The sequence below is a fragment of the Candidatus Accumulibacter necessarius genome, from assembly GCF_036625085.1.
Genome location: NZ_JAZKUM010000007.1, coordinates 291,240 through 306,123, shown reverse-complemented (window position 1 = coordinate 306,123; position 14,884 = coordinate 291,240). Strand labels below are relative to the sequence as shown.

General features: G+C 63.1%; 10 protein-coding genes, 2 pseudogenes and 2 riboswitches. Of the genes and pseudogenes, 7 read left to right on the top strand and 5 right to left on the bottom strand.

Annotation, left to right across the window (positions count from 1 at the left end; all coding sequences use genetic code 11):
- The 3 genes and pseudogenes from V5B44_RS19705 to rlmB form a co-directional block, all read left to right on the top strand.
- Nucleotides 1–539 (top strand): elongation factor 1-alpha C-terminal domain-related protein (locus V5B44_RS19705; RefSeq protein WP_332360770.1); only part of this gene is annotated, 539 nt, incomplete at its 5' end.
- A 180-nt stretch (nucleotides 540–719) separates the two neighbouring features.
- Nucleotides 720–1,839 (top strand): annotated as a pseudogene (locus V5B44_RS19700) (hypothetical protein).
- A 48-nt stretch (nucleotides 1,840–1,887) separates the two neighbouring features.
- Nucleotides 1,888–2,671, top strand: a pseudogene (gene rlmB / locus V5B44_RS19695) (23S rRNA (guanosine(2251)-2'-O)-methyltransferase RlmB).
- Here the strand turns inward: rlmB and V5B44_RS19690 are convergent.
- Nucleotides 2,668–4,923: a polysaccharide biosynthesis tyrosine autokinase gene (locus V5B44_RS19690; protein ID WP_332360769.1), complete on the bottom strand. Its 2,256-nt coding sequence runs from the start codon at nucleotides 4,921–4,923 to the stop codon at nucleotides 2,668–2,670. The pseudogene rlmB and the gene V5B44_RS19690 sit on opposite strands and share 4 nt — an antisense overlap.
- Before the next feature lie 118 nt (nucleotides 4,924–5,041).
- Nucleotides 5,042–6,241: a polysaccharide export protein gene (locus V5B44_RS19685; RefSeq protein ID WP_332360768.1), complete on the bottom strand. Its 1,200-nt coding sequence runs from the start codon at nucleotides 6,239–6,241 to the stop codon at nucleotides 5,042–5,044.
- On the opposite strand from V5B44_RS19685, the gene V5B44_RS19680 reads away from it, so the two are divergent.
- Complete coding sequence (locus V5B44_RS19680; protein ID WP_332359674.1) at nucleotides 6,240–6,362, top strand: hypothetical protein; 123 nt, start codon at nucleotides 6,240–6,242, stop codon at nucleotides 6,360–6,362. The genes V5B44_RS19685 and V5B44_RS19680 overlap by 2 nt on opposite strands.
- A 219-nt stretch (nucleotides 6,363–6,581) precedes the next feature.
- On the opposite strand, the gene V5B44_RS19675 is transcribed toward V5B44_RS19680, so the two are convergent.
- From V5B44_RS19675 to V5B44_RS19665, 3 genes are all read right to left on the bottom strand, one after another.
- Complete coding sequence (locus V5B44_RS19675) at nucleotides 6,582–7,022, bottom strand: low molecular weight protein-tyrosine-phosphatase (RefSeq protein ID WP_332359673.1); 441 nt, start codon at nucleotides 7,020–7,022, stop codon at nucleotides 6,582–6,584.
- Nucleotides 7,023–7,106: 84 nt separating this feature from the next.
- Nucleotides 7,107–8,567, bottom strand: a complete 1,461-nt coding sequence (locus V5B44_RS19670) for an MraY family glycosyltransferase (protein WP_332360767.1) — start codon at nucleotides 8,565–8,567, stop codon at nucleotides 7,107–7,109.
- Between the two features lie 135 nt (nucleotides 8,568–8,702).
- Nucleotides 8,703–9,560, bottom strand: coding sequence for an NF038130 family PEP-CTERM protein (locus V5B44_RS19665; RefSeq protein ID WP_332360766.1), 858 nt, complete (start codon nucleotides 9,558–9,560; stop codon nucleotides 8,703–8,705).
- A 539-nt stretch (nucleotides 9,561–10,099) separates the two neighbouring features.
- Nucleotides 10,100–10,186: riboswitch (glycine riboswitch) on the top strand.
- Nucleotides 10,187–10,189: 3 nt separating this feature from the next.
- Nucleotides 10,190–10,293, top strand: a riboswitch (glycine riboswitch).
- 77 nt (nucleotides 10,294–10,370) lie between these two features.
- On the opposite strand from V5B44_RS19665, the gene gcvT reads away from it, so the two are divergent.
- The 3 genes from gcvT to gcvP are packed head-to-tail and all read left to right on the top strand — an operon-like array spanning nucleotide 10,371 to nucleotide 14,824.
- Nucleotides 10,371–11,459: a glycine cleavage system aminomethyltransferase GcvT gene (gene gcvT, locus V5B44_RS19660; RefSeq protein ID WP_332360765.1), complete on the top strand. Its 1,089-nt coding sequence runs from the start codon at nucleotides 10,371–10,373 to the stop codon at nucleotides 11,457–11,459.
- 49 nt (nucleotides 11,460–11,508) lie between these two features.
- Nucleotides 11,509–11,892, top strand: coding sequence for a glycine cleavage system protein GcvH (gene gcvH, locus V5B44_RS19655; protein ID WP_332360764.1), 384 nt, complete (start codon nucleotides 11,509–11,511; stop codon nucleotides 11,890–11,892).
- Nucleotides 11,893–11,920: 28 nt separating this feature from the next.
- Nucleotides 11,921–14,824 carry an aminomethyl-transferring glycine dehydrogenase gene (gene gcvP, locus V5B44_RS19650; protein WP_332360763.1) on the top strand — a complete coding sequence of 968 codons (2,904 nt, stop codon included), beginning with the start codon at nucleotides 11,921–11,923 and terminating at the stop codon, nucleotides 14,822–14,824.
- The last annotated feature ends 60 nt before the right edge of the window (nucleotides 14,825–14,884 follow it).

Below are 14,884 nucleotides of genomic sequence, written 5' to 3'. Positions count from 1 at the left end.
TGCACGACTATCGCGGCTTCATGGGCCGCGTCGAGTCCGGCGAGCTGGCCGTCGGCGATGCGGTGACCGTGCTGCCTTCAGGGCGCGAAACCCGCGTCAGGGACATCCAGGTGCTCGGCGAGTCGCAGCCCTGCGCGGTCGCAGAACAGTCAGTGACCATCCTGCTCGACGACGAGATCGACATCTCGCGCGGCGACATGATCGTCAAGAGCGGCGAACTGCCAATGGTCAGCAAACAGATCGACGCCATGCTCTGCTGGCTGTCGGAGTCCCCGCTCGACCCGCGCCGCAAGTACCTGCTGCGCCATACCACGCGCGACAGCAAGGCGATGCTCGCCGGCATCACCTACCGGATCGACGTCAACACTCTGGAACAGCAGGCGGCCGAGCGGCTGCTGATGAACGATATCGCCCGCGTCAGCTTCCGGCTGGCGCAGCCGATTTTCGCCGATCCGTATACGGAAAGCCGCGGCACCGGCGCCTTCATCGTCATCGACGAGTCGTCGAACAATACCGTCGGCGCCGGCATGATCGTCTGAGCGGCAGCACCTGCCGGGCGGCCTAGATGGCTGGCGGCACCGCGACCTCCAGCAGCCGGGCGGGAGTGTTTGACCTGAGCGCCAAGCGCGAAGATACTAGTGAGCGTCCGCCCGCAACCGCGGTGTGGAATGCCCCGGCCAGCAACTGGCCGCGTTTGCCGTCTGAAGGCTCCGGTCGCCATGGACATCCACGGAAAACCCATCGAGGAACGCATCGACTGGCTGTTCGGCCTCGCCGATCGGCACAGCACGATCTTCCGCAGCCCGGAAGCGTGGCTGGCACGCGAGCGCTATCTGGCCGAACACCCGACAGCGATCGCGGTCCTCAAGTGCATGGACGGCCGGATCAACATTCCGGTCGCCACCAACACACCGGTCGGTATCCTGATGCCGTTTCGCAACCTCGGCGGCATCTTCGACCTCGGCTGGCCGCACCTCGGTGAGGTCCTCGCCCACCAGGTGCAGCGCGTCGTCAGCGCCGGCCGCAACGTCGTCTTCCTGGTCACCTACCATTACTCGCAGGGCGACCCGCGGCGGGGCTGCGCCGGCTTTCAGTACGACACGGCAGCGGCGATCGCCCACACCTACGAAATACGGCGTCAGATCGAACACATCTTCGGCACCGATCACGGCACCGTGTACCCCTCTGGTCTGCGGTTTCGAGACCGACGAGGACGCGCTGGTGATCCATGGTACGGCCGGCGACAAGCTCGACCTGGCGACGCTGACTTCGACTGACCGGGCGACGCTCGAACTGCGCCTCGCCGCCCTGCTGCCGGACATGCCGGCACGCATGCGAGCTGATCTGCTACCGCTGTTCTACGGCAATCTCGAACATATCGAGAACGTGCGCGCGCAGATTCGCCGTAACGAACGGCTGCTCGACATCGAACACCGCGAGTGGATGATCTGTCTTGGCCGCGGTTTCGACTTCCTGCATACGCCGAACATCGCGCTGATCATCGGCCCCTACAGTCCGAACCTCGACGTCCCGATCCGCCGCGCTGCCGGCATCATCGAAGCCAACATGCAGGCTGGACGCATCCCGGACGACGGCTTCCTGCTGCTGGCCTCGGTGCCCTACGACGAGATCGGCGTGGACCGCGCGCGCGCCGAGCTCAAGTCTCGCTTTCTGTCAACCTTCGCCGCCGATGTCATTCGCGCCGAGTTTCCTCGCCTTGGCGAACAGATGACCATGCGCACCGCGGTGCTCGACTGGCGCTCGCGAACCCTGGAGACGATCGCGGTCAACCAGACGCAAGCTGGGCAATCTGCCATCAACAAGCACATCGTCCCCTGAACCGTTCCCCTCCAGCCCTTCCCCCTCAACCTGGCTCCTCGCCCCTCGATGACATCCCACTCACGACTGATCTTCGGCTTTCATTCGACCCTGGCCAAGTTGCGTCACGACGCCGGTGCGGTGCGCGAGATCTATGTCGATTCCGGGCGCCACGATGCGCGTCTGCGCGACCTGCTGGCGCACGCGGAGTTCGCCAAGGTGCGCGTGCTGCCGGTACCTTCCGTCCGCCTGGAAGCGATGGCTCCCGGCGCCCGGCATCAGGGTGTCATCGCCACTGTCGATTCGACGCAACGCCACGTGACGCTCGACGACGTGCTCGATACGCTGGACGAAGCGCCGTTCCTGCTCGTCCTTGACGGCATCCAGGACCCGCACAATCTCGGCGCCTGCCTGCGGGTCGCCGATGCCGTCGGCGCGCATGCGGTGATCGCGCCCAGGGACCGCGCCGTCGGCCTCACCCAGACGGCGATCAAGGTGGCCAGCGGAGCGGCCGAAACGGTGCCCTACATCACGGTCACCAATCTTGCCCGCAGCTTGCGCGAACTGAAGGGAACGCGGGATCTGGCTGGTCGGCACCGATGCCGAGGCAAAGGACGATCTTTATGCTGCTCAGTGGCCAGTCGCCTGCGCCTGGGTGCTCGGTGCCGAAGGCGACGGCCTGCGTCGCCTGACCCGGGAAACCTGCGATCAACTGGTCAGCATCCCCATGCTCGGCTCGGTTGCCAGCCTCAACGTGTCGGTCGCCACCGGCGTCTGCCTCTACGAGGCGCGGGCGGCGGCGTGCCAGCCAGGGATCTGCCAGCAAATAGCCCCCTCGCCGCCAATCGTCTAGGTCTTGTACGAGTAACGGTACACGTAACCCTTGTAGCCGTAACGGTAATTCTGGCGACTGACGTTGAGGTCGTTGAAAACAAAGCCCTTGACCTGTACGCCGGCCTGATTGAGCCGCTTCACCGCTTGTTCGAGCTCGCGGATCGGGTGCTTGCCCGCCCGCGCGACCATCAGCGTTGCGCCGACATGCCGCCCGATGATCGCCGCATCGGAGACCGCCAGCACCGGCGGCGCATCAACAATGACCGTATCGAAGCGCGCAGCGAGTTCGCTCAGCAGCACTTGAAAACGCGGATGCATCAACAACTCGGAAGGATTCGGTGGAATCTGGCCGGTCGTGACCACCGACAGCTTGGGCACCATCGTGCTCTTCAGGAGGTCTTCAAGGGATGCCTGGCCCGCCACATACTCTGAAACGCCGACCGCCCGCTCGAGGCCGAACTCCTGGTGCAGGTGTCCCCGGCGCAGGTCGGCATCGACGATCACGACCCGTTTGTCGACCTGTGCCAGAACCGCGCCCAGGTTCTTGGAGATGAAGCTCTTGCCCAGGCCCGGACTCGATCCGGTGATCAGCAGCGAGTTACGCTGGGCGTCTAGGAGTGCGAAGTGCAGCGTCGTGCGCAGTCCGCGCAGGCTCTCGACCGCGTCATCCTGCGGATACGATACCGCCAGCAGTTCACCGACGCCGCCGCGCGCCTTGCGATGCAACTCAAGTTCGGTCTTGCTGTGAGGCACCGTCGCGTACACCGGCAGGCCGAGCTGTGACTCGATGATCTCCGGGTCTTCCACCACCACCCGCAGCGAACGCAGTACCCAGATCACCACCATGCTGACCAGCAGGCCTAGCAGCAGGGCAATTCCCAGGATCGCGACCGGGCCCGCACCAACCGGCTTGCGAGCGACGGCAGCGGTATCGATGACGCGCACGTCGCCAACCGTGCCGGCCTTGGATACCCGCAACTGCTGTGCCGTGTTGAGCAGCTCGGTGTATAGCCGGTTGGAGACCTCGACATCGCGCGCCAGCCGCAGAACGGTCTGCTGTGTATCGGGCAGGCGCGACACCTCGCCATCAAACTGCTTGCGGCGGTCGTTGAGGCGCGCCAGCTTGTTGTCTACCGCCTGGATCCGGGGGTGCTCCGGGGTGAAGTTCTGGCGCAGTTCGTCGCGCTCCTGCTTGAGCAGTACCGCGGCATTCTCGACTTCAACCAGCGACTTCAGGATGCCCTGCGTCTCCAAGCTCAGGTCGAGCGAGCCGCGGCTCTGGCGATAGTTGTTGTAAGCCGCCTCGGCGCTGTCAACCTGTGTCTTGAGCGCAGGCAACTGGGTTTCGAGGAACTTGAGCGTTTTCTCGGCTTCAGCCGACCGCCGCTCGACGTTCTGCCTGACGTAGGTATTGAGGACATCATCCAGCACTAGACCGATCTCTGCCGGGTCATACCCCATCAGGCTCAGCTCGAGAACGCCTGACTTCTTTCCCCGTTCCTTGACCGAGTAGTTGCGACGCAGATCGTCAATCGCCGCTTCAGCAGAGCGTTTCGTCAACCGGAACTGCGTATCCGGCCGCGCTCTGAGTTGCGCGACAAAGATGGAGTAGCCCTGGTCACTGGCACGCGTCCCTGCCTTTCCCTTGAGGACCAGGCGGTCATCGTCGTCAAAAACTTCGAACGTACCGCCCTCCCGGGCGATCAGGGTGTGTCGCTGGTCGAGCGCGTGCGGGGGAACGTCGAGCGAATCGACCTGGATCCGTTCGCCACCCCAGGCGAAGCTCGAAAAGCCAAGCCACGCTGAGTTCGGCTCGTCGCCCTCATAGCGCCGGGCAAACGCACCGCCAATCAGCGGCAGCGTCCTCGGCACGGCAACGATGTCGAGCTTGAGTTTATTTACCACTCGTCCAAGAACCATCCGCGAGCTGAGGATCTCGACCTCGGCGGAAACCGTCGTATCGTCACCGAGAAGTGGTTGCAAGGCTTTGAGCGAGCCAACGCCAGAGCTCTTTTCTTCGACCTGGAGCAATCCGTCCGCCCGGTACACCGGCTTGGCCACCAGCACCCACGCCAGACCGAGGGCCAGCGCGAAGAGACTGATCGCCGCGATCAGCCAGCGATAGTCCATCAGTACGGCAATGATCTCGCCCAGCGCCAGGCCTTCATCCTCTTCGTCAGCGGAAGCCTGCTGCATCGGCTGCATGGCGGCCGTGATCACACCGGGGACGCTGCCCGCATTGGGAAAGGGTCTTGACTGATCGTTGTCCATTGGTTGTCCGTGGTTGTGGTCGCCGGGCAGCGCGCCGGGCGAAGCGTGATGCGAGCAAGCCGGCGGTCCTCAGCCGACAAGGCCCACCGAGCGCCCGGGCAAGCCACCCAGCTCTGCTTCAACGCGACGGCTGCCGTCCGCCGAGAAGTGGGAAGTAGGTCTGGCTAGTCAAATTGAGCATATTCACAGTCGGCAGGATGTTCGCGACTACGCGCTGCCAGCGAACAACCGGTGCCGTGTCCACATAGATGATGTCGCGTGGCCGCAGCGGAAAGCGATCGGCGAGCAACAGCGCATCAGGTAGACGCGAATCGAGATGGAACAGCTCAGGCGTATCGGTGTTGCCGCGCATCACGTAAATCCAGCGTGGATCGGCGGTATTCTGATTGATGTAACCGGCATCACTGAGCGCTTCGGCGAGCGTCGAACGCTTCCTGTTCATCACCAGCGAGCCCGGCTTGGTCACTTCGCCAAGTACGAAGACCTTGTTGTAACTGCGATCGGCGACGTTGACGATGTCGCCCTGCTCAAGCAGCGCATTCTGATCGCTGGCACCGTAGTCATACATCGCCTGGATATCGACCAGATAGGTCGTGCCGCGCCGGGTCAGCAGCACGCGGCTGTAATCCGCCTCCGGCGTGAAGCCTCCGGCACGATTGACCGCATCGAGAACGGTCATCGGAATATCGGTCACCTGCTGAATCCCCGGCTTCGCCACTTCGCCGACGACATACACCTGCTGGCTACGGAAGGCGACCATGCGCACATCGAGCTGAACGCGCTCAATGTACTTGGCCAGCTTGGCCGACAGCATCGCCCGTAGCTCGCTGGTCGTCTTGCCCTGGGCCTTGATCACCCCGACGTAGGGATAAAAGATCGTCCCGTCTTCGGCAACCACGGTACCCGCCTGCTCGGCCGTCCGGAAACTGCCCGCCGGAATGGTCAGTTCAGGGTGATCCCAGACGATGATAGAGATGATGTCGCCTGGACCTAGCCGGTACTCGGGCACCGACGCGGGGTTGTCACCCGTGAAACGCGGACTGTCCTTCGTTGCCACCTTCGCGGAGCTGGTGCCATCGCCAATCGGCGGCCGCGCCACCTTGAACATGTCGATGATCAGTTCGGCGGTGATCGGTCTGATCTTGATGTTGGCTGGCGCAAGCAAGTCGCCCTGCTGCACCGGCAGCCTGACGTCGGACTCCTCACGGTTGCCGTAATTCTGGTTACCGGGAATGAGGGTGCAACCCGCCAACAGGCTCGCGGCGACACACACCAGCAAGCGACGGCTCCCGTCATGGCGGGCAAAGGACAGCTTCATGCCGAACTCCTCATATCTTTCCCTCATTGCGGCTGCCGAGAACCTCTCGTCAACGGGCGCCGCGCAGTTTACCCCCGGCTGGACCATCGCGCAAAGACATCAGCGCCTGTGGTCGGCCTGATCAGCCCGTTCAGAGCCGCCCGGCATACCTCCGGCGGTGCTCGTCCAGGCGCCTTGGGCGAACCCCGGCGAACCCCGTGTGCAGCCTGGGAACCTTCACCCGGCCGAAAAAATGCGATGCTGGTGCTGCCGGGGGAGTCGTCGGTTCCGAACGCAAGGATAACGCCGGTCGACTTCGGGACCAGTGCCTTATTTCACACCCGCGCAAAGAACAGCCAGCTCAGCAGAGCTTGCTGATCCACGGATCGAGCGCATCCTCGATCAACTGCAGCGCTTCCGCGTGCGCTGCATCTCCTCGCCGATACGGGTCGGGAATCTCGGTCCTCGTCCAGTGCCCGAGCAGGAAGGTCTTGCCACGCGCCGTCGGGTCCATCGCCAGCACCGCCTCCCGGTGGTGTTTTTCCATGACCAGAACGAGTTCAGCCCAGCGCAGACGCTCGGGCGTGAGCTGGCTGGCACGATGTGTACTGAGGTCCACACCACGCGCATTCATCATCGCACAGGTGGCTTCTTCCGCCGGATGATCGACCAGCGCGCCGATGCCCGCGGAGCGCGCTTCCACCCGCTTCCCGGCTTTTTCGATACGCTGACGCAGCAGGAACTCTGCCGCCGGGCTGCGACAGATGTTGCCGGTACAGACTGTGAGAATCCTGCTGAACATGTGCTCAACTCACCTGCAGGACGGTGGAACGCTGACTTCAAACCCCGGAACGGTGCTCTCGACCGGGCAGCAGCCACGCTCCATCTAGTAGATCAAGGTGCTCCGGACACCACGGCGATCAGCCTCCCGGCTGCTGCCCGGTATCAATGGCTCGCCGGCACCCACACGAGAGTTCGGGCTGCTACGGCCCATGAAGAGACGTACCTCAAGTCCCGGCTGCCCGGCGATGCGCCTCTTGATGCGCCGCGCATCACGCTGTATGTTGCCGATCAGCTGCTCGTCGCCGTCGGTGTGAATGTGCACGACACAATAGACGTTGCGGCCGTCGGTCGAAGACCTGTCCATCTCGTACACACCGAGCTGGAAATCATAAGTGCTGCCAAGTCCCTGCGAGATCACCGCAACAATCTCCGGAGACTTCTCCCTGCGCAGATAGCCGACAAAGATGCCCCGCACCTGGACCGACGGCAGCCCCAGCCAGCGATTGAGCTGGCGCAGACGGATAACCAGGCTTGAGGGCCGCAGGATGACCACGAAGTACACCGCGAAAACCCCGAGAAACAGCCAGAACATCAGATACTCGGGGACACCCAGCAGGAAACCACAGACCCCGATCAAGCCAAAGAGAACTTGCATCACAGCCGCAAGAAGAACGACGTCGCTTACCCGAAAGCCGGCGCGGACGAAGAGATGATGCAGATGGTTGCGGTCAGCACGGAACGGCGACCCGCCAAACCAGAGACGGCGCAGCATGACGCCGACGGTATCCATCAGCGGCAGAGCCAACAACCACAACGCGGTAACCGGCGTCATCGCCGCCTGCTCCCCCTGCGACATGGCAATGAACAACCAGGCAAAGAGGAAGCCCAGCAACATGCTGCCGTTGTCGCCTAGAAAAACCCGCGCGCGGCGGTTACCCGGATAGCGGAGATTGTAATAGAGGAAGCCTGCGACGCCACCCATCAGGGCAACAATGAGAAAGACATAGGAACTTCCGTTGCCGTAATACGCGACGATGCAGGTCAGCGCCAGACTGACCAGACTCCCCGTGCCTGAAAGGCCATCAATGCCATCCATCATGTTGACAGCATTGATCAGGCCGATGGTTGCGAAAACGGTCAGAGGAATGGCCAGCCAGCCGAGATCAACGACCACGCCCGGAAACAGCTCACCAAGCGAGCGGAGTTCGACGCCGCCGAGGAAGACCATCGACAACGCAACCAGCGCCTGCACGATGAAACGGGGCTTGAAACCAAGGCGCCAGATATCATCAACCAGGCCGGTGAGAAAGATGGCCAGTGCGCCAAAAAGAATCCCGCTCAGGGGACCAAGCGTGACATCAGCAAAAAACGTATCGGCCAACAGAGAAGCGCTGACGACAACAGTCATCAAGCCAAAGCCGCCGACAAACGGCGTACTCGCCTGGTGCTGCTTGTGCCCGCCAGGGTGATCCATGATTCCGAGGTAGCCGGCAAGCGCAATGCCTACTCGGATCGCCACACCGGATACCAGCAGACACACGCCGAACAAAACGGCCAAATCCACGGCCACCTCCGCAATTCACAGTCAAGGCTTCAGCGCCGCCCCGGACACTGGTCACGCTCGACACAAGCAGAGCCCTTGCGGGCTCTGCTCTTGGAACTTCACGGCGCTTGCGCGCCGGTGAACTCTCAGGCTCGCTCAGACCCGACGGCGACGGCCGAGGAACAGACCGACGAGACCGATGCCCAGCAGCGCCAGCGATTCGGGTTCGGGGATCTGCACGTTGTAGTTGCCGGAGTACGAACGCAACTCGAACGGCACAGGGATGCGAACCCCGTTGACCTCCATGAAGTCGCTACCGACAGCATAAACGCCGGAATTGGTGGCCGAAAAACCGAAGAGGTAGTCATGGACGCTGCCGCCCAGAGTCACTTCGACTACTTCGCTTGCTTGATAATATCCTTCCTTCGGAGGCAGCTTGATTGGCTTGAACAGCTCCTCGAGAATGGGCCCCGCGTCAAGGAATCCGGCCAGGCCGATATTGACCGTGTGCCCGTCGATGTAAACGTAAGAAATGTTGGGATCACTTACCAATTGCCAAGGTGCGAAGCCACCGGGAAGTGACGGCAGGTAGAAAGCCTTGAGTGCATCTGCCAATTCGCCAGCGGTCAACGATCGGCCAAGATTCGCCACTGCCGCAGCCTGAATATACCGTCGATCAAGTCCGGTGGTATTCCAGTCACCAATTTCAAGCCCACTCAGCTCGATAGGCTTGCCGTTGACCGTGCCCGCCATCGCGCCACCCGAGCCGAACTTTCCGAGCTCGACGTTACTGCCGGGCGCTGGATCATCAAGTGCGCCCTGCGCCTGTGCCTTATTCGGGTTTTGCGAGGGGTAAAGCACACCCCCGACGTTGCTCCAGAGAATGTTGTTGTTACCACCGGCAATGCCGGTCACCACCATATTCACACCCACGAAATTAGCCGACGCGCCGGCCGAAGCGGTCATCGCCAGCACCGCCAAAGCGATTCTTGTCTTGCTAGATAGTAGATTCATTGAGAACTCCTTCACGTCAATCACCAGTCCGTTTCGCAGACCGGTTGATGAGGGTTTTAATGGGCTTCACAAGTCTTGGCTTTCGGAAACCCGGAAAGCAACATCCGTGCGTCCTCAACAAAACCTGACTCAGCGAAAAAGTAGCAATATTCGTGCCCAAAAAGGAATGTTCCATGAAACCAAGTGTTTAATAATTCACGAATCGTTCAAGATAACTCAAGTGTAAAAAAAACCGACACCCCACACATGGCCCACCCGCTCCCGGTCGACCACCTCGCTCTCGCGAAGCGAGGCTCTGTTGCCCCCTGGAGCACCTAGCCCCCTGTAGTCCCTGCGAAGTGCAGCCCCGCGGCAGGGGCCGCGCCGCGGAGGGGGACCCCGCCGCCGCGGCCAGGCATGTCTCTTGAAGACCCCGAATCCCGCCTCCCGAGGCACAGTTGAAGGGCTGCGCACCGCCCGGCGATGCCCTTTCGCTGCACCGCGACGACCGACGCCAGCGACGATTGCCTTGCGAGCCGAGCCCCCGGCGCGTTATAGTCGCGTCGCGAATGGGAGAGGGCGACAGTGTCGCCGCCGACGGCGCAATCCACCCGGAAACGCTCAGGCAAAAGGACCGTTCGTGCAATGAACTCTGGAGAGCGGCGCACGCTGTTGGCGGAGCGCCCACCGATGGGGCAAGAGCGGCTGCGAATGAGGGTAGCCGCCCGACAATCTCTCAGGTACATGGACAGGGGGGTGAACTCTAATCGGGTTCGCCCCTTTTCCGTTTCTGGAATCCACTCCAACAAGTGCTCCCTATGGATTGATACGATGAAGAAAACTGTCCTCAATGCCTGCCACCGCCGAAGCGGCGCCCGAATGGTCGATTTCGGCGGCTGGGAGATGCCGCTGCACTATGGTTCACAGATCGAGGAACATCACGCCGTGCGCCGCGACGCCGGCATGTTCGACGTCTCGCACATGTGCGCCGTTGATGTGGCGGGTCGCGACGCCGGTGTTTTTCTCCGTCGCCTGCTGGCCAACAATGTCGAGCGGCTGAAGGTCCCCGGCAAGGCACTGTACAGCGCCATGCTCAACCAAGCCGGCGGGGTGATCGATGACCTGATCGTGTATTACCTCGACGACCGTAGCTACCGGGTGGTGGTCAACGCCGGCACCGCCGAGAAGGATCTGGACTGGATGGCCGCCCGCCGCGACGAGTGGCAGCTTGCGGTAGACATCACGCCCCGCCGCGAGGGCGCCGGGGCGCTGGCGATGATCGCTGTCCAGGGACCGCATGCTCGCCAGAAGGTGTGGCAGGTGCTGCCCGAATGCCGGGCAGCCAGTGAAGCGCTGAAGCCCTTCTTTGCCGCCGTCGTCGGCGACCACTTCATCGCCAGTACCGGCTATACGGGTGAAGATGGCTACGAGATCACCCTGCCCGCCGCCCGGGCCGACGGCCTCTGGCAGGCACTCGCTGCAGCGGGTGTGCGGCCTTGTGGGCTGGGCGCCCGCGACACGCTGCGCCTTGAGGCCGGCATGAATCTCTACGGCCAGGATATGGACGAAACAGTTTCGCCGCTCGACGCCGGCCTGGCCTGGACGGTCGATCTCGTATCACCGCGCGACTTCGTCGGCAAGGCCGCCCTCCTCGCCCGGCCGCAGCAAGTCCGGTTTCTCGGCCTGGTACTGCTCGACCGCGGCGTGCTGCGAGCGCACCAGGCGGTACACACGACCCATGGCGACGGCGAGATCACCAGTGGCAGCTTCTCGCCGACGATGCAGCAATCGATCGCCCTCGCCCGCCTGCCGCTCGCCGCGGCGATCGGCGACACGGTACAGGTGGCGGTTCGCGACAAGCGGCTCGCTGCCCGGGTGGTCAAACCCTCTTTCGTCAGAAACGGTAACATCCTCGTTTGATTTCATGGCATTAAATGGCCAGACTTGATCTTATTTATCAGGAGAGAAGATGAACATCCCCGCCGACCTCAAGTACACCAGAAGTCACGAATGGGTCCGCGCCGAAGCGGACGGCACCGTCACCGTCGGCATCAGCGACCATGCCCAGGAATTGCTTGGCGACCTGGTTTTCATCGAACTGCCGGATATTGGCCGCGCACTCGCCGCCGAGCAGGAAGCCGCTGTCGTTGAATCGGTCAAGGCAGCCGCCGACGTCTACGCGCCGATCGCTGGAACCGTCATCGAGGTCAACCAGGCGGCGGTCGATGCCCCCGAGCTGGTCAATCAGGACGCCTATGGTGCCTGGCTGTTCAGGATGAAGCCGGCGGCAGCCAGCGACCTCGATGGCCTGCTCGATGCCGCCGCCTACCGGCAGATCGTTGACGCCGCCTAGGCGAATGGAAGCGCTACCGGAAGACGCCATGCCTGCCCCCCTTTCGCCCTCACCCTCGTCCCCTTCGCTCGCCGCCCTCGAACAGCGCGACGATTTCCTTGACCGCCACATCGGCCCGAGCGCCAGTGAAATCGCTGCCATGCTGGCAAGTATCAACGCGAGCAGCCTCGAGCAACTGGTCGAACAGACCGTGCCGCCGGCAATCCGGCTGGCGGCGCCACTGGCGCTTGCCGAGCCCCGCCCGGAGGGAGAAGCGCTGGCCGCGCTGCGGGCGATTGCCCGCCGCAACCGCGTGCAGCATTCGATGATCGGCATGGGCTACGCCGACACCCTGACCCCCACCGTGGTTCTGCGCAACGTGCTTGAGAACCCGGGCTGGTACACCGCCTACACGCCGTACCAGGCGGAACTCGCACAGGGGCGCCTCGAGGCGCTGCTCAATTACCAGCAGATGGTGATCGACCTGACCGGCCTCGAACTCGCCAACGCTTCCCTGCTCGACGAGGCGACAGCCGCCGCCGAAGCGATGAGCATGGCACGCCGGGTCAGCAAGGCGAAGTCGCAACGGTTCTTTGTTGATGCCGCGTGCTTCCCGCAAACCATCGACGTACTGCGGACGCGCGCCTCCTTCTTCGACTTTGAACTGGTCTTCGGTGCGCCCGAAGAGGCGGCGCAGCAGGAGGTGTTCGGGGCGCTGTTTCAGTATCCGAATGACGAGGGCGAAGTCAGCGACCTCAGCGGGCCGATCGCTGCCGTCAAGTCACGCGGTGGCGTCGTCGCCGTGGCCTCGGACCTGATGGCTCTGGTGCTGCTCCGCTCACCGGGTGAAATGGGTGCCGATATCGCCCTCGGATCGTCGCAGCGTTTCGGCATCCCGCTCGGTTTCGGGGGTCCGCACGCCGCCTTTTTTGCCACCCGGGACGAACACAAGCGGTCGGTGGCCGGGCGCATCATCGGTGTTTCGATCGACGCCCGCGGCAAGCGGGCGCTGCGTATGGCGCTGCAGACCCGCGAACAGCACATCCGGCGCGAGAAGGCCAACTCGAACATCTGCACGTCGCAGGTTCTGCTTGCCAACATGGCCGGCATGTACGCCGTCTACCACGGCCCGCAAGGTCTGCGCAGCATCGCCGGTCGCATCCACCGCCTGGCCGCGATTCTGGCGCAGGGACTGCGGCGCGCCGGAATCACCGTCATCAGCAGGCACTTTTTCGACGGCCTGCGCATCGACCTCGGCAGCCATGCACTGAGCGCCTACAAGGCCGCGGTTGAAGGGGGCTACAACCTGCGCCAGGTCTCGCCCGGCGTGCTCGGTATCGCGGTCAATGAAAAGACCACACGCGCCGACATCACCACTCTGCTCAAACTGATCACCGGCGTCACCGCCGACCTCGCGCCGCTCGACGAGAAACTGCAGCTGTCCGACCCGACCTTGCCGACCGCTCTGCTGCGCCAGGACGCCATCCTCACGCATCCGGTATTCAACACGCACCATACCGAACACCAGATGCTGCGCTACCTCAAGAAGCTGCAGAACCGTGACCTCGCGCTCGACCATTCGATGATCTCGCTGGGTTCCTGCACCATGAAGCTCAACGCCAGCAGCGAGATGATCCCGATCACCTGGCCCGAGTTCACGGACATTCACCCCTTCGCGCCGCTCGATCAGGCGCAGGGTTACCTGCAGATGATCAGCGAACTGGAAAGCTGGCTCAAGGCGATCACCGGTTTTGACGCCATCTGCATGCAGCCGAACTCGGGGGCACAGGGCGAATACGCCGGCCTGGTCGCCATCGCACGTTATCACGCCAGCCGCGGTGAGACGCAGCGCAAGGTCTGCCTGATTCCGAAGTCGGCACACGGCACCAACCCGGCCACTGCGCAGATGTGCGGCATGCGGGTGGTGGTGGTCGACTGCGACGAGGCCGGCAACATCGACCTTGCCGACCTGGCGGCCAAGGCGGCGCAGAACGCGGCCAGTCTCGCCTGCCTGATGATCACCTACCCGTCGACGCATGGCGTCTTCGAGGAATCGGTCAGGGAGATCTGCGCCATCGTGCACCAGCATGGCGGCCAGGTGTATATGGACGGCGCCAACCTCAATGCCCAGGTCGGCCTGACCTCGCCGGCGCTGATCGGCGCCGACGTCAGCCACATGAATCTGCACAAGACCTTCTGCATCCCGCACGGCGGTGGCGGACCGGGCATGGGACCGATCGGCCTCAAGGCGCATCTGGCACCGTTCATGGCCAACCACAGCGTACAGCCGATCAGTGGCCCGCACGCTGGCCAGGGAGCTGTGGCTGCGGCGCCCTGGGGATCCGCCTCGATTCTGCCCATCTCGTGGATGTACATCGCGATGATGGGCGGCAGCGGGCTGACGCGCGCCACCCAAGTGGCCATCCTCAACGCCAACTACCTCGCCAGCCGCCTGCAGCCACACTATCCGGTGCTCTACACCGGCAGCCAGGGGCGCGTGGCGCACGAATGCATCCTCGACATCCGGCCAGTCAAGGCAGCGACAGGAATCTCCGAGATCGATATCGCCAAACGCTTGATGGACTACGGCTTTCACGCGCCGACGGTCAGTTTCCCGGTCGCCGGCACGATGATGGTCGAGCCGACAGAGTCGGAGGGAAAAGCCGAACTCGACCGCTTCATCGCGGCGATGATCAGCATCCGCGAAGAGATCCGTCAGATCGAGCTGGGCCACTGGCCGACGGATGACAACCCGCTGAAGCATGCGCCACATACCCAGGCCGATATCGTCGGCGCTGAATGGCAGCGACCGTACAGTCGCCGGGAGGCCGTTTTCCCGCTGCCCTGGGTAGCAGAAAACAAGTTCTGGCCGAGCGTCAATCGGGTGGACGACGTTTATGGCGACCGCCACCTCTTCTGTGCCTGCGTGCCGACCGACGAGCTGGAAGTGTGACCAGGAGCGGCGCGCACCCCGGGCGATTTCTGATTACACTTCCCTCTCCCCAGACAACGA

Bases quoted from the DNA above. Each gene is read 5' to 3' on its own strand.
- V5B44_RS19690 (WP_332360769.1), bottom strand. From the start codon at position 4,923: ATGGACAACGATCAGTCAAGACCCTTTCCCAATGCGGGCAGCGTCCCC.
- V5B44_RS19680 (WP_332359674.1), top strand. From the start codon at position 6,240: ATGCCGAACTCCTCATATCTTTCCCTCATTGCGGCTGCCGAGAACCTC.
- V5B44_RS19685 (WP_332360768.1), bottom strand. From the start codon at position 6,241: ATGAAGCTGTCCTTTGCCCGCCATGACGGGAGCCGTCGCTTGCTGGTG.
- V5B44_RS19675 (WP_332359673.1), bottom strand. From the start codon at position 7,022: ATGTTCAGCAGGATTCTCACAGTCTGTACCGGCAACATCTGTCGCAGC.
- V5B44_RS19665 (WP_332360766.1), bottom strand. From the start codon at position 9,560: ATGAATCTACTATCTAGCAAGACAAGAATCGCTTTGGCGGTGCTGGCG.
- gcvT (WP_332360765.1), top strand. From the start codon at position 10,371: ATGAAGAAAACTGTCCTCAATGCCTGCCACCGCCGAAGCGGCGCCCGA.
- gcvH (WP_332360764.1), top strand. From the start codon at position 11,509: ATGAACATCCCCGCCGACCTCAAGTACACCAGAAGTCACGAATGGGTC.
- gcvP (WP_332360763.1), top strand. From the start codon at position 11,921: ATGCCTGCCCCCCTTTCGCCCTCACCCTCGTCCCCTTCGCTCGCCGCC.